This window comes from Actinomadura citrea (assembly GCF_013409045.1).
Taxonomy (GTDB): domain Bacteria; phylum Actinomycetota; class Actinomycetes; order Streptosporangiales; family Streptosporangiaceae; genus Spirillospora; species Spirillospora citrea.
Genome location: NZ_JACCBT010000001.1, coordinates 7,531,615 through 7,544,327, shown reverse-complemented (window position 1 = coordinate 7,544,327; position 12,713 = coordinate 7,531,615). Strand labels below are relative to the sequence as shown.

Sequence of the window (12,713 nt, the reverse complement as noted above, 5' to 3'; positions counted from 1 at the left end):
GGCGGGCCGCGTCCACCGAATTAGCCGGACGCGCCGCGGGCCGGGGCCCGTGTCAGGAGCCGCCGCCCTCCCCGGCCTCGCGCTCCGCGTGGGCGGCCTTGCGCGCCTCGGCCTCCTCCAGGTCGAGCTTCTCGGCCTCCTCCGGCGTCGGCGCCGTGCCACCGAGGTAGGCGGGCTGCCACCACGTCTCGTCCGAGCGCGGGACGTCGGAGTACTCGCGCTGCGCCTTCTCCAGCAGTTCCGCCATCCGGGCGTGCAGATCCCGGGTGACCTGCTCGTAGTCGTCGCCGCGCTTGGGGTACATGGGCTCGCCGACGATGATCGTCACCGGCACGTTGCGCTGGAGGAGCCGGCGCTTGCGGCCCTTGGTCCACATCCGCTGCGGGCCCCAGAGCGCGACCGGGATGAGCGGCGTCTTGGACGCCACCGCCATCCGCACCGCGCCGCTCTTGATCTCCTTCACCGTGAACGAGCGGCTGATCGTCGCCTCGGCGAACACCCCGACGATCTCCCCGCTCTTCAGCGCCTTGAGCGCCGCCGCGTAGGAGGAGGCGCCCGCGTCGCGGTCCACCGGGATGTGGTGCATGCCGCGCATCAGCGGCCCGCCGATCCGGTTGTCGAAGATCTCCTTCTTCGCCATGAACCGCACCAGCCGGCCCGCCGGGTGCGCGGCGAGGCCCGCGAAGATGAAGTCGAGGTAGCTGACGTGGTTGCTGACGAGCACCGCACCCCCGGTGCTGGGGATCTGGTCGGTCCCCTCCAGACGGATTCTGATGTTCAGGGCCTTGAACACGCCGAGAGCCGTCTTGATCACCGGTGGGTACACGAGTTCGCGCATGTAGGCACCGTACTTGAGCAACTCCTGATCAGCGAGTGCGAGGCGGGGATCGCGATGCATCGCACAACCGGGCCCAACTCTGAGAAGGTGGTGTGTGCAACTGATCCGCCGAAGGCTGAGGGAGGATGAGCCCCATGGAACCGTTGGACGCGGCGGCGGACGTGCACGCGCTCATCCGCGACGTGCTGCCCGCCCTGGCGCCCAGCGCCTGGTTCGACCACGGTACCTCCGAGGTGGTGCTGCCCGTGGGCCGGTCAGAGGCCCGCGCCTCCAGTTGGACGGTGCTGGAGCGCTGCGCCCGCGAGCCGCGCTCGGCGTGGCCGAAGGTGGTGGACGAGTGGGTCCGCGAGGTCGGCGACCGCGCGTTCCTGGCCGTCGGTGAGATGGAGCTGTTCGGCGACGTCCGGGAGCTGCTCCGCCTGCGCATCGTGCCGAAGCTCGACCCCCGCGACCGCGAGGGCCTCGTCGTCGTCCCCGCCGGCGACCACTTCGACGCCATGGTGATGATCGAGCACCCCCGCTACGGCGGCCCCCTCACCAAGGCCCGCGCGGGCCTGCTCGGCCTCCACAAGCTCGGCTACGTGATGACGAACACCCACGACCGCGAGCTGGCCGACGTGTCCGTGCACGACCAGCCGCTCCTGCCGGGCCGCAACGTCCGCGTCGTCGGCAAGCCGGGCAGCCGCTACGTGTCGGCGCTGCTCAGCGAGGTCCACCAGTTCGTGCCGTGGCCGAACGAGCACGGCGCCCTGGTCGGGGTCCCCTGCCACAGCACGCTGCTGCTGTACCCGATCACCTCCACGGCCGTCCGCGAGGTCCTGCCCGTCTTCGCCGACGTCGTCCGGGAGATGCACGCCAACGCCGAGGACCCCTGCGCCCCCGGCGTCTACTGGAGCCACGGCGAGCGCCGCCTCACCCCCCTCTCCCCGGACGCGGCAGCCGAAGGCGCCGGCGAATTCGCCCTCTTCCTCCGCAAACTCCCCCAGGAGTGAGTCAACCCCAGGGGGTCGCCCCTGGGGTTAAGGCAGCTTCCAGTCGACCGGTGGGGCGCCTTGCTGTTCCAGGAGGTGGTTGGCGCGGGAGAAGGGGCGGGAGCCGAAGAAGCCGCGGTCGGCCGACATGGGGCTCGGGTGGGGGGACTCGATGCAGGGGACGTCGCCGAGCAGCGGCTTGAGGTTGCGGGCGTCGCGGCCCCAGAGGATGGCGACGAGGGGGCGGTCCCGGGAGGCGAGGGCGCGGATGGCCTGCTCGGTGACCTCTTCCCAGCCCTTGTTGCGGTGCGAGCCCGGCTTGCCCGGCATGACGGTCAGCGACCTGTTGAGCAGGCAGACGCCCTGCTGCGTCCAGGGGGAGAGGTCGCCGTTGGACGGCTGCGGGTGGCCGAGGTCGTCGCAGTACTCGCGGAAGATGTTGACGAGGCTGCCGGGCAGCGGCCGGACGTCCGGGGCGACCGAGAAGCTGAGGCCGACCGGGTGGCCGGGCGTCGGATAGGGGTCCTGCCCCATGATGAGGACGCGCACGTCGTCGAACGGCTGGGTGAAGGCGCGCAGGACGTGGTTCCCGGCGGGCAGGTAGCGGCGCCCGGCCGCGACCTCGGCGCGCAGCCAGTCGCCCGCGGCGGCGATCGTCCCGGCGACGGGGGCCAGCGCGGTCGCCCATCCCGCTTCGACGATCTCCGAGAGTGGTCGTGCCGTCATGGCGCACCAGCCTAGTGTGATGATCTTGGCGTCGGCGGGGGATTGCCTGCCTTATCGGCGTTGCGACGTTTCCCGACCGCATCAGGTCGGGGCGCGGGCAAATGTTCTCCAGTGCTTCGGAAAGTGCCAGATGAACTGGGTGAAACGCCCCGTTAAGTCGCTGTTACTTCCTGGCGGTCGTCATTGACCTGCGGACTTCCAGCGCATAACTCCTAGAGAGTAAGGACGGCGCAGGACGAGCGGACGGACGAGAGCATGACCCAGCTGACCACCGTGGACGCCACCTTCCTCCATGCCGAGAACGCGAAGACCCATGCCCACATCGCCGGGCTCGGCATCGTCGACCCCGGGACGTGCCCCGGCGGCCGGCTCACCGTCCCGCACGTCGCCGAACTGATCCGCGCCCGCGCGCACCTCGCGGCCCGGCCGCTGCGGCAGCGGCTCGTCCAGGTGCCGCTCGGCCTGGACCACCCGTACTGGGAGGACGACCCCGACTTCGAGCCCGAGCGGCACATCTCCGAGTTCGGGCTGCCGGAGCCTGGCAGCGACCGGCAGCTCGCCAACCTGGTCGCGATGCTGCACGAGCAGCCGCTCGACCGGTCCCGTCCGCTGTGGGAGATGGTCCTCATCCAGGGCCTCGCCGGGGGCCGGACGGCCGTCTACGTGAAGGTGCACCACGCCGCCATCGACGGCGTGATGGCCGCCGAGACGCTCGCCGCCCTGCTCGACCTGACGCCCGAGCCCCGCGACCTGCCCGCCGACGAGTCCGTCCCGGCCCGCGCCCCCGGCACGGCGAGCATGCTCGGCACCGGACTGCTGCGGACCGCGCTGCACCCGGTGCGGTCGGCGATGTCGGCGGTGCGCGCCGCCCCCTACCTCGACGAGGTCCCGGGCCTGTCGGCCGTTCCGGGCGTCGGGCTCATGTCGTCCTGGATGCAGGGTGCGCTGGGCCGCCCGGAGCTTCCGAAGGCGCCGCGGATCAGCGCGCCGCCGACGCCGTTCAACCATCCGATCGGGCGGCGCCGCGCGGTCGCGTGCGGGGAGCTGCCGCTGGCCGACATCAAGGAGATCCGGCGGGCCCTCGGCGGCAGCGTCAACGACGTGGTCATGGCGCTGTGCGCGACGGCGCTGCGGCAGTGGCTCGACAAGCGCGGCGAGCTGCCCGAGCGCCCGCTGGTCGCGGCCGTACCGGTGTCGCTGCGGCGCGGTGCGGGCGCGGCCGCGGAGCCGGGCAACCAGGTCTCGATCATGACCACCCCACTGGCCACGCACCTCCCCGACCCCGCCGACCGGTACGCCGCCGTCCAGCGCGACATGGACGTGGCGAAGCGGCGCTTCACCGGGTCGTCGGGCAGCTGGGTGCGGGAGATGAGCGGGCTGCTCCCGCCGCCCTTCGCCGCGGCGGTCACGCGGCTCGCGCTGCAGGCCGCGCCGGCGGTGTCGCTGCGCCCGGTCAACCTGGTCATCTCCAACGTGCCGGGCCCGCAGTTCCCGCTGTACCTGTGCGGCGCGAAGGTGCTCGGCTACTACCCGATCTCCGTCATCACCGATGTCAGCGGCGGCCTGAACATCACCGTGTTCTCCTACGACGGGAAGGTGGACGTCGGCATCGTCGCCTGCCGCGAGCTCATCCCCGACCCGTCGGAGATCATCGACCACCTCGTGGACGCGCTGGACGAGCTGCGTTCGCTCAGCCGCGCGTGAGGCCGCTACAGCCCGAGGGCCGCCCGGTGCCGCCGCGCCAGGCCCAGCGCGGCGGCCCCCGCCGGCTGCATCGGCCGGGGGAGGGGCCCGCCGAACGGCGCCATCGACACCTCGCCCTCGTCGTTGACCGCGACGAGGCCGCCGAAGAGCCGGCCGAACAGCGCGTCGTCGATGATGACGACGGTCAGCAGGTCGAGCGCCAGCGTCAGCGGGTCTACGCCGAGCCCCAGGAAGTGCGCCCGGATGCGTCCCTCGTCGCGGGCGGCGGACATCGCCTGGTGAAAAGGCCAGTCCTCCTGGACGAAGTCGTCGCCGTAGTCCTCGCCCGCGCCGAGAAACTCCTCGGCGTACTCGCGGACCATGCAATGCCACAGATCAGGCGGCTCGTCCCCGAGCGGCTGGAACACCCCGACCGGCATCACCTGGTAGAGCCCGCCGGCGTGCGCCACCTTCGCGGCGTCGCGCCGATGCAGGACGTACCGCCCGGACGTCGTCACGGTGACCGTGGTGACGGCGGGCAGCGCGGGCCTGCGTGACAGGTCGCACGGGTCGCCGATCCGGTCGCGCAGCGGCAGCCCGTCCACCCCGGCGGCCAGTTCGTGCGCCGCGGACTCGCCCACGTTGACGGCGTCGAAGTAGCGGGCGGGGCCGAGCCGGAGCACCGGCGGGTCGGCCGCGAGCAGCCGGTGGCTCGGACGGTCCTCGAACAGCTTCGGCGGGGCGAGGGCCGCGACCGCCTCCGCGTACGTCCGGTACCCGTCCGGGAGCCCGTCGGCAGGGTCGGCGATCGCGGGCGGGACGGGGCGGGCCTCCCACTCCAGCCGGATCTCCTCCAGCGGAACCGGCGCTTCAGGGATCCAGGCGTCCCGGCAGAGCAGCGGCGTTCCCGCGACGCGCGGCACGCCCGGGTACAGCCCGTCCGCGACCTCGCCCAACCGGCCGCGGGCGGCGTTCAGCGCCGCCCGCTCCCGCCGCCACGTCCCCGCGTCCGCCACACGCCGAGCCTAGGGCGTGCCTGGCAGCGCGGCGAGCCCCCGCGCGACCTCCTCCTCGACCAGATCGGCGTTGATCATCGCGGCCGCCATCGCCCCGGCCGCGGCCGCCATGACGACCTGGCCCGCGGGGACGACGACGTTGCCCGCCGCCCACACGCCGGGCACGCTGGTCCGCCCGGTCGGATCGGTCTTCACGAAGCCGTCCTCGCCGGTCTCGCAGCCGAGGTCGGTCAGCGGCCCGGCCTTGGGGACCCATGTCGGCGCGAGGAACACGGCGTCGCAGCCGAGCACCGAGCCGTCCGACAGTTCCAGCCCGGTCAGCCGGTCGTCCTCGACGACGACGCGCCGCACCCCGGCCGACGCGACGCGGATGCCGCGCGCGGCCAGGCGCGCCGCGTCCTCGCCCACCGGGGGCGCGTCCGCGACGAACGTCACGTCCGGCGACCACTGGCGCAGCAGCAGCGCCTGATGGACGGAGTTCGGGGACGTCCCCAGCACGGCGATCCTCTGGTCGCGGACCTCCCAGCCATGGCAGTAGGGGCACATCTGCGCCTCGCGGCCCCACCGCTCCCGCAGGCCGGGAACGTCCGGCAGGAGGTCGGTCACGCCCGTGGTGACCAGCAGGCGGCGGCCCCGCAACCGGGAGCCGTCGCCGAGGGTGAGGACGAAGCCCTCCTCGGCGCGGGCGACCGTCCCGTCAACGATCTCGCCGCCGTAGCCGCGCACCTCGGTGCGGCCGGTCTCCAGCAGGCGGCCGGGCGGCATCCCGTCCCGGGTGAGGAAGCCGTGCATGTGGTCGACCCCGGCGTTGCGCGGCTCGCCCGCGTCGACGACGGTGACGGAGCGGCGGGCGCGGGCGAGGACGAGGGCGCCGCTCAGCCCGGCGGGCCCGCCTCCGATGATCAGTACGTCTCGTTCGGTCATGACCCGAGCGTGCGCGACGCCTTCCGGATTTGACAAACTCCTTTGCCGATCCTGCAATAAGGCCATGGAGACGACCGAGGAGGTCCTGGCCGGGGTCGGGCCGAGGCTCAGGCGGCTGCGGCAGGAGCGGAACGTCACGCTGTCCGCGCTCGCGGAGGCCACCGGCATCTCGGTGAGCACGCTGTCGCGGCTGGAGTCGGGCAAGCGGCGGCCGAGCCTGGAACTGCTGCTCCCGCTCGCCCAGGCACACCAGGTCCCGCTGGACGAGCTGGTCGGCGCCCCGGCCGTCGGGGACCCGCGGATCAGGCCGCGGCCGCTGCGGATGCACGACATGGTCGTGCTGCCGCTGACCAGGCGCCCCGGCGGGGTCCAGGCGTTCAAGATGGTCGTGCCCGAACGGATCCCGGCGCCCGAGCCGCGGACCCACGAGGGCTACGACTGGCTGTACGTGCTGAACGGGCGCCTGCGCCTGCACCTCGCCGGCCGCGAGATGGTGCTGGAACCGGGGGAGGCGGCCGAGTTCGACACCCGGCTCCCGCACTGGTTCGGCGGCGACGGCGGGCCGGTCGAGGTGCTCAGCCTGTTCGGTCCGCAGGGGGAGCGGATGCACCTGCGCGCGAAGCCCCGGCAGGCGTGACATAAATTGGGTAAACGTGCAGACCGCCCAAATTCCCCAGAAAGCCCCTGCCCGTAAGAAGCCCGCCCCCATGGCGTGGGTGCTGTGGAGCGTCGGCGTCCTCGCCTACGCCGTGGCGGTACTGCACCGGACGTCCTTCGGCGTCGTCGGCCTGGACGCGGTGCACCGGTTCGACGCGTCCGCCGGGATCCTCGCGTCCTTCACCGTCCTGCAACTGCTCGTGTACGCGGGCCTGCAGATCCCCGTCGGACTCCTGCTCGACCGCGTCGGCCCGCGCTGGATGGTCGCCGGCGGCGCGCTGCTCATGGCCGGCGGCCAGGCGCTCATGGCCGTCTCCACCGGCGTCGGGACGGCCGTCGCCGCCCGCGTCATGGTCGGCGCCGGCGACGCCATGACGTTCATCAGCGTCCTCGGCATCGTCGCGACCTGGTTCCCCGGACGCTACGTCCCGGTCGTGACGCAGCTCACGGGGCAGCTCGGACAGCTCGGCCAGGTGCTCAGCGCGATCCCTCTGGTCGCCCTCCTGCACGGCCCCGGCTGGGGCACCGCGTTCGGCTCCGCCGCCGCGCTCGGCGCCCTCATGGCCGTGCTCGCGGTCGCCGTCCTGCGCAACGGCCCCGGCCGCGCGAGCGTCCCGTCGCTGCGCGAGACGGGCACCAACCTGGCCGAGGCGTTCCGCCACCCCGGCACGCGCCTCGGCCTCTGGTCGCACTTCGTCACGCAGTTCTCGTCCAACACCTTCGCGCTGATGTGGGGCTACCCGTACCTGGTGTCCGGACAGGGCATGCGGCCCGCGACCGCCTCGACGCTGCTGACGCTGTTCGTGCTGGTCAACGTCGTGTCGGGACCGTTCATCGGACGTCTCGTCGCCCGCTACCCGCTGCGCCGCTCCTGGCTCGTCCTCGGCATCGTCGCCCTCAACGCGACGGCGTGGGCGGCCGTCCTCGCCGTGCCGCCGCCCGCGCCGTCCTGGCTGCTGGTCCTGCTCGTGCTGTGCGTCGCGCCCGGCGGCCCCGGCTCGATGATCGGCTTCGACTACGCCCGGACGTTCAACCCGCCCGGACGGCAGGGCACCGCGACCGGCATCGTCAACGTCGGAGGCTTCGTCGCCTCCCTCGTCACGATCCTGCTGATCGGGATCGTCCTGGACGCCCTGTCGCCCGGGGGCGAGTTCACGCCTGGAGCGTTCCGGGCGGCCTGGACCGTCCAGATCGGCATCTGGGTGATCGGTGTGGCGGGCGTCCTGCGCACCCGCACCCTGGCCCGCCGCCACCTCGCCCTCGCCGACTAGGAGCGGAGCGCCCCACCCGTCAGGAACGCAGTTCCAGGGTGCAGCACTTCGGCCCGCCGCCCGCCTTGCGCAGCTCGGACAGGTCGACCGGCAGCGGCTCGTACCCGTGCCCCCGCAGCGTGTCGATCAGCCCGGCCGCCTCGGCGTTGATGACGACGTTGCGCCCGTCGCACACCGCGTTGAGCCCGAGCACCGCCGCGTCCGCCTCGCTCGCGAGGACCGCGTCCGGGAACAGCCGCTCCAGCACCGCCCGGCTGCCGGGGGAGAACGCGCCGGGGAAGTAGGCCACGTTGTCGCCGCCGAGGGGGAACAGCGCCGTGTCCAGGTGGTAGAAGCGCGGGTCGACGAGCCGCAGCGTCACCACCGGGCGTCCGAGGAACTCCTGCGCCTCCTGGTGTGCGGCGATCTCCGTCCGGAAGCCCGTCCCGGCCAGGATGACGTGGTCGAGCGTGAGGAAGTCGCCCTCGCCCTCGTTGGTGTGCTCGGCTTCCAGCAGCTCGGAGAACCCGTTCTCCAGCATCCACTTGGCGTACGCGGGCCCTTCGGCGTACCGCTCCGGATGCGTGAACTTCGCCCCGTACACCCGTCCGCCGACCACCAGCGCCCCGTTGGCCGCGAACACCATGTCGGGCAGTCCCTCGATGGGGTCGATGAGGCTCACCTCGTGCCCGAGCGCGAGGTACGCCGCCCGCAACTCCTCCCACTGCGCCACGGCCTTCGCGGCCTCGGCGCCCGCCACCGGGTCCATCCACGGGTTGATCGCGTAGGTGACGGCGAAGTGGTCCGGACGGCACATCAGGTAGTGCTTCCGCAGCGCGGTCCGGACGGCGGTCGGCTCCATCGCCGGCATGACGGTCATAGGTGGCTCCAGGAACATCCGAAGGGCGAACGACTCAGCGAAAGCCTAAGAACGAACGACGCGCAATCCAATGCGCCAATCTTGCTCTGACCTGGTCATTCGTTGCGTCTTTCTGACCTTCGCGCCCTATTCGTTGCGTGCTTCCGCGGGCCTGCCCCCGGCTGGGACCACCGATCCCCGGCCCGCCAGGACCTGCGCCCACCACACCGTCTTGCCGCCGCCCGGCCCCGGGCGCCAATCGGGGCGGCGGCGGTCGGGGTACACGATGGCGATCAGGAACGTCCGATGGCGGCGCACTAGGGTTTGCCGGATGTCAGAACCGACATCGTCCCCTCCGCGGATCGGGACTCCCGGGTGGGATCGGGAACTCGCGGGCGTCGGGCTGGACCGGCCCTGCGTCGACGCCAGTGTGGATCACGCGCTGGAGGCCGCGGACGCTCACGACGCCTTCGACCCGCACGCGCTGGATCTTGGGTCAGATGCCGAGAGTGCCGCAGTCTGGGTCCTGCTGCACCAGAGGTTCCCGTCCTATGGGGTCTTGATGTACCTGCGGATGTGCTGGTCGAGCGGTGACCACGTACTTCAGGACTGGATCGTGCGCCAGTTCGCCGCGATGCTGACGCACGGTCCGGACCCGGTGGCCGAGTCGGCCGAGTACGGGCTCTGGGTCGACTACTTCGAATCGCCCGAGGCATCGCAGGTCTTCACCGCGCTGGCCCTCCAGATGCCGCGGTCCCACCGGGGCCGTCTGATCAGCGGTGCCGGCCCGGTGCCCTGGGAGGCCAAGCACCACGTGTTCCAGGAGGCGGCCGAGGTCCCGGCGCTGCATCCCGCGCTCGCCAGGGGGCTCGCGGGTTCGTTCTATGACCTGTACGGCCAGGTGGACGCCGTGGCCGCGTCAGCGCTGGTCGATCGGATCACGGTCGCGGACGAGGATCTGCTGGAGGCACTGAGCGAGGCCACCACGCAGCCGCTGCGGCTGCGGACGGGATCGGCCGTGGTCGTGGACGAGTCCGATCCGGGCTGGCCGCACGAGGGGAGCTTCCTGCTCCGTGCGGTGGTGCGCAGCCCGCGGAGCCGGTGGGTGCGGCGATCCGAACTGGTGGCCGACGGCCGGGTGTACGGCCGGCTGGTCCACTGGGACTTCCCGTTCGACGCAGCGAAGATCGCGCACCGAACCGTGGTCGCTCCGGAGCCGGAGGGGCGGATCGTGCTGTTCCGGGTCGAAGGGCCCGCCGAGCACGCCGAACTGCTGGTGAACCGGGACATCGAGGCGTGGCCCCCCGGCCTGAGAGAACACCTCGCCCGCTGACCTTCGCGAAAGCTCGCGCGGCGTTCCGTCGCGGCGCCGACTCCGGTCCGGGGTGATCTTCAGCACAGGTGAAGGCCGGTGACCTGGTGTTCAGCGGTGCGCTACCAGGTCGGAGTCCTTATCAGACCTGCGGTTCGGGTGTTTCGACGAACGGTAGCGGCTGCGGCCGATGAGAGCCGCACCATCGGAACAACGAAAAGAGGAACCCAGATATGTCTGGTAACCAGAGCAGTGGCAGCGCTGCGGACGCGCACATCGCGGCCGAGGCCAAGTCCGACACCGCGCACGGCGACCTGGCCGACACGGCCAAGGCCTTCGTGCGGGGCGAGGCCTCTCAGACGGACTACGACACCGCGCGCGACAACGCGGCCGGCGCCACGCAGGACGTCCACCAGACCAACAGCCAGCTGCCCTACTCCCAGGGCTGAAGGCTTCTGATCAACAGCCCGAACTAAGGGCTGCGCACCATCCGGCCGGTTCCCACGCCCTTGCGGTGTGGGAGCCGGCTTCCTTCTTCCAGCGCGGCGCATCCGCATTTGCGGTCATTGCGTGATGCGGTTCTCCTCGGTGTCCAGCCAGATGCGCCGGCCTTCCGGGCGGACGGTCAAGCCCCACCGGTCTGCGGCGGGACGGTCCAGCGCGTCCCACCACTGGAAGGCCGCTTCCACCTCATCACACGGGCCGCGGTCACCCGGTCGAACGGCGCACCCGGCGGGAATCCCAGCGCGCCGTCTCCAGTCATCACGGTGACCTTGCAGCCGACCTCGCGCAGCTTTCGCCGGGCATGGTCGGCCACCGCCGGGTCCACCTCCGCCGAGGTCACGCGGTCGGCTCCGAGCCGGGGCGACGGGGACACGGGGCCGGCGCGCGGGTCATGGCCGGGGCTCCAGGGCGGCCAGTTGGAGGCGGAGGGCTAGGCGTGTCCGGGATGTCGACAGGTCGACCGGGGTCACCTCGGTCATGCGGCGGAGGCGGTGGCGGAGGGTGTTGGGGTGGACGGCCAGGGCCTGGGCCGTTCCCTTGGGGTCGCCGTAGTGGTCCAGCCAGGCGGCGAGGGTCGGGAGGTAGGACGTTCCGTGCTTCTCGTCGTGGGCGCGGAGGGCGGGGAGGGGGCCGCCCGGTGGGTCGGTGCCGACCGCCCTTCTGGCGCGGTCGATGGTGACGGCGTCCCAGGCGTCCTCCAGCAGGACCGTTCCGGAGGGCGGCTTGAGGTCGGCCGGGAGGGCGTGGAGTTCGGCGGCTTCGGCGCGGGAGCGGGGGAGGTCGGCGGGGGAGTGGGCGAGGCCGCCCGCCGCCGCGTACAGGGTGCGGTCGTGGGCGCGGACGCGGGCGAGCACGTGGCGCAGCCAGGGCATCGTTCCGGACTCGGCGGTGTCGCGTCCCGGCTCTGCCAGGACCGCGAAGATCGTTCCGGCGAGTTCGGTGAGGAGGGGGCGGTGCCAGCCGTAGCGGCGGGTGATCGCGTCCCAGAGGTCGAGGCGCCCGCGGAGGTCCTCGGTCTCGGCCTGGTCGCCGAGCGCGACCACGCGCCAGGGCGGTGGTGTCGGGACGGGCTGCGAGCCGTCCTGGAGTGCGGCGCGCACCTGGTCCGCCGTGACGCGGCGTGCGACGCCGGCCTCGGCCCGGAGGCGGAGCAGGTGCAGGGCCAGGACGGACGCCAGGTCGGCCAGGCGCCGGACGCGGTCGGGGGAGATCGCCGTGCGCGCCACCACCCAGATCGAACCGAGCCACTCGCCGCCGGCGCGGACCGGGATGACGAGGCGGGGCAGCATGCCGTCCGGGCCGGCGGGGACGAGGACCGGGTCGCTCGACCGGGCCAGCTTGCGGAACACCCCGGAGGCCCGCAGGTGGGCGATGACCTGCGGCGGGACGCGGCGGCCGACGATCGTGGAGACACGGGCCGGGTCGGTGCTGTCCTGGCGGCCCGAGTAGGCGAGAACGCGGGAGCGCGCGTCCTCCAGCGTCACCGGAGCGTCGGCGATCTCCGCGGCCGTGTCGGCCAGGGCGAACAGGTCGTCCTGCGGGCCGGACGGTCCGGGGAGCGGTGCGTGGGCGCGGTCGACGGCGCCGCGCACCAGCCAGATGACGTGCGTCCAGGACGCGTCCCGCTGGAGTTCGACGAGCGCCGGCTCCAGGCCGCGCGCGGCGGTGGTCACCTCGGCGGCCCCGGCGAGGGGCGCCTTGAACACCACGCCGCTCGCCCCCGCCGCGTCGGCGCGTTCCAGGAGCGCGACGGCGCCCGCAGGGTTCGTCACGCCGGCGCCGAGGACGATCTCTCCCGGCTGCCCGGCCGCCTCGCCGGGTTCGGCCAGGACCACGTCGTGCACCTGCGCGTCCCGGCCGGGCGCGACCAGCCGCAGCAGCCCCGGGCCCAGCGCGTCGACCAGGCCGGTCACGCTGATCATTGGCTCCCCCTTCCTCTTCATTGTGCGCTTCGCATCATGATGGCCGTCCGG

13 protein-coding genes are annotated in these 12,713 nt (G+C 72.7%); 6 read left to right on the top strand and 7 right to left on the bottom strand.

Annotated elements, in window-relative coordinates:
* Positions 1-52: 52 nt before the first annotated feature.
* On the bottom strand, positions 53-838 hold the full coding sequence (locus BJ999_RS34460; protein WP_179837133.1) for a lysophospholipid acyltransferase family protein: 786 nt from the start codon (positions 836-838) through the stop codon (positions 53-55).
* 134 nt (positions 839-972) lie between these two features.
* On the opposite strand from BJ999_RS34460, the gene BJ999_RS34455 reads away from it, so the two are divergent.
* Positions 973-1,830, top strand: a complete 858-nt coding sequence (locus tag BJ999_RS34455) for a hypothetical protein (RefSeq protein WP_179837132.1) — start codon at positions 973-975, stop codon at positions 1,828-1,830.
* 27 nt (positions 1,831-1,857) lie between these two features.
* Here BJ999_RS34455 and BJ999_RS34450 read toward each other — a convergent pair whose 3' ends face one another.
* The gene (locus tag BJ999_RS34450) at positions 1,858-2,535 is read right to left on the bottom strand and encodes a uracil-DNA glycosylase (protein WP_179837131.1); all 678 of its coding nucleotides are present in this window, start codon (positions 2,533-2,535) and stop codon (positions 1,858-1,860) included.
* A gap of 255 nt (positions 2,536-2,790) precedes the next feature.
* On the opposite strand from BJ999_RS34450, the gene BJ999_RS34445 reads away from it, so the two are divergent.
* The gene (locus tag BJ999_RS34445) at positions 2,791-4,239 is read left to right on the top strand and encodes a WS/DGAT/MGAT family O-acyltransferase (protein WP_179837130.1); all 1,449 of its coding nucleotides are present in this window, start codon (positions 2,791-2,793) and stop codon (positions 4,237-4,239) included.
* A gap of 5 nt (positions 4,240-4,244) precedes the next feature.
* Here the strand turns inward: BJ999_RS34445 and BJ999_RS34440 are convergent, their stop codons facing one another.
* Positions 4,245-5,234, bottom strand: a complete 990-nt coding sequence (locus tag BJ999_RS34440) for a transcriptional regulator (protein WP_179837129.1) — start codon at positions 5,232-5,234, stop codon at positions 4,245-4,247.
* Positions 5,235-5,243: 9 nt separating this feature from the next.
* On the bottom strand, positions 5,244-6,158 hold the full coding sequence (locus BJ999_RS34435; RefSeq protein WP_179837128.1) for an NAD(P)/FAD-dependent oxidoreductase: 915 nt from the start codon (positions 6,156-6,158) through the stop codon (positions 5,244-5,246).
* Between the two features lie 64 nt (positions 6,159-6,222).
* Between BJ999_RS34435 and BJ999_RS34430 the strand changes: the two genes are divergently transcribed.
* Together BJ999_RS34430 and BJ999_RS34425 are read left to right on the top strand one after the other, a co-directional pair.
* Positions 6,223-6,795 carry a helix-turn-helix domain-containing protein gene (locus BJ999_RS34430; protein WP_179837127.1) on the top strand — a complete coding sequence of 191 codons (573 nt, stop codon included), beginning with the start codon at positions 6,223-6,225 and terminating at the stop codon, positions 6,793-6,795.
* Positions 6,796-6,865: 70 nt separating this feature from the next.
* A complete protein-coding gene (locus tag BJ999_RS34425) occupies positions 6,866-8,086 on the top strand; it encodes an MFS transporter (protein WP_179837126.1) in 1,221 nt (406 codons plus the stop codon).
* A 19-nt stretch (positions 8,087-8,105) separates the two neighbouring features.
* On the opposite strand, the gene ddaH is transcribed toward BJ999_RS34425, so the two are convergent.
* The gene (gene ddaH, locus BJ999_RS34420; RefSeq protein ID WP_179837125.1) at positions 8,106-8,945 is read right to left on the bottom strand and encodes a dimethylargininase; all 840 of its coding nucleotides are present in this window, start codon (positions 8,943-8,945) and stop codon (positions 8,106-8,108) included.
* A gap of 310 nt (positions 8,946-9,255) precedes the next feature.
* On the opposite strand from ddaH, the gene BJ999_RS34415 reads away from it, so the two are divergent.
* Both BJ999_RS34415 and BJ999_RS34410 read left to right on the top strand, forming a co-directional pair.
* Positions 9,256-10,257 (top strand): hypothetical protein, encoded by a 1,002-nt coding sequence (locus BJ999_RS34415; protein ID WP_179837124.1) that lies wholly within the window; start codon positions 9,256-9,258, stop codon positions 10,255-10,257.
* 212 nt (positions 10,258-10,469) lie between these two features.
* Positions 10,470-10,685 carry a hypothetical protein gene (locus BJ999_RS34410; protein ID WP_179837123.1) on the top strand — a complete coding sequence of 72 codons (216 nt, stop codon included), beginning with the start codon at positions 10,470-10,472 and terminating at the stop codon, positions 10,683-10,685.
* 176 nt (positions 10,686-10,861) lie between these two features.
* Here BJ999_RS34410 and BJ999_RS34405 read toward each other — a convergent pair whose 3' ends face one another.
* Both BJ999_RS34405 and BJ999_RS43275 read right to left on the bottom strand, forming a co-directional pair.
* Positions 10,862-11,080 (bottom strand): hypothetical protein, encoded by a 219-nt coding sequence (locus tag BJ999_RS34405; protein WP_268247752.1) that lies wholly within the window; start codon positions 11,078-11,080, stop codon positions 10,862-10,864.
* A gap of 49 nt (positions 11,081-11,129) precedes the next feature.
* The gene (locus tag BJ999_RS43275) at positions 11,130-12,662 is read right to left on the bottom strand and encodes a PucR family transcriptional regulator (RefSeq protein ID WP_179837121.1); all 1,533 of its coding nucleotides are present in this window, start codon (positions 12,660-12,662) and stop codon (positions 11,130-11,132) included.
* Positions 12,663-12,713 lie beyond the last annotated feature (51 nt).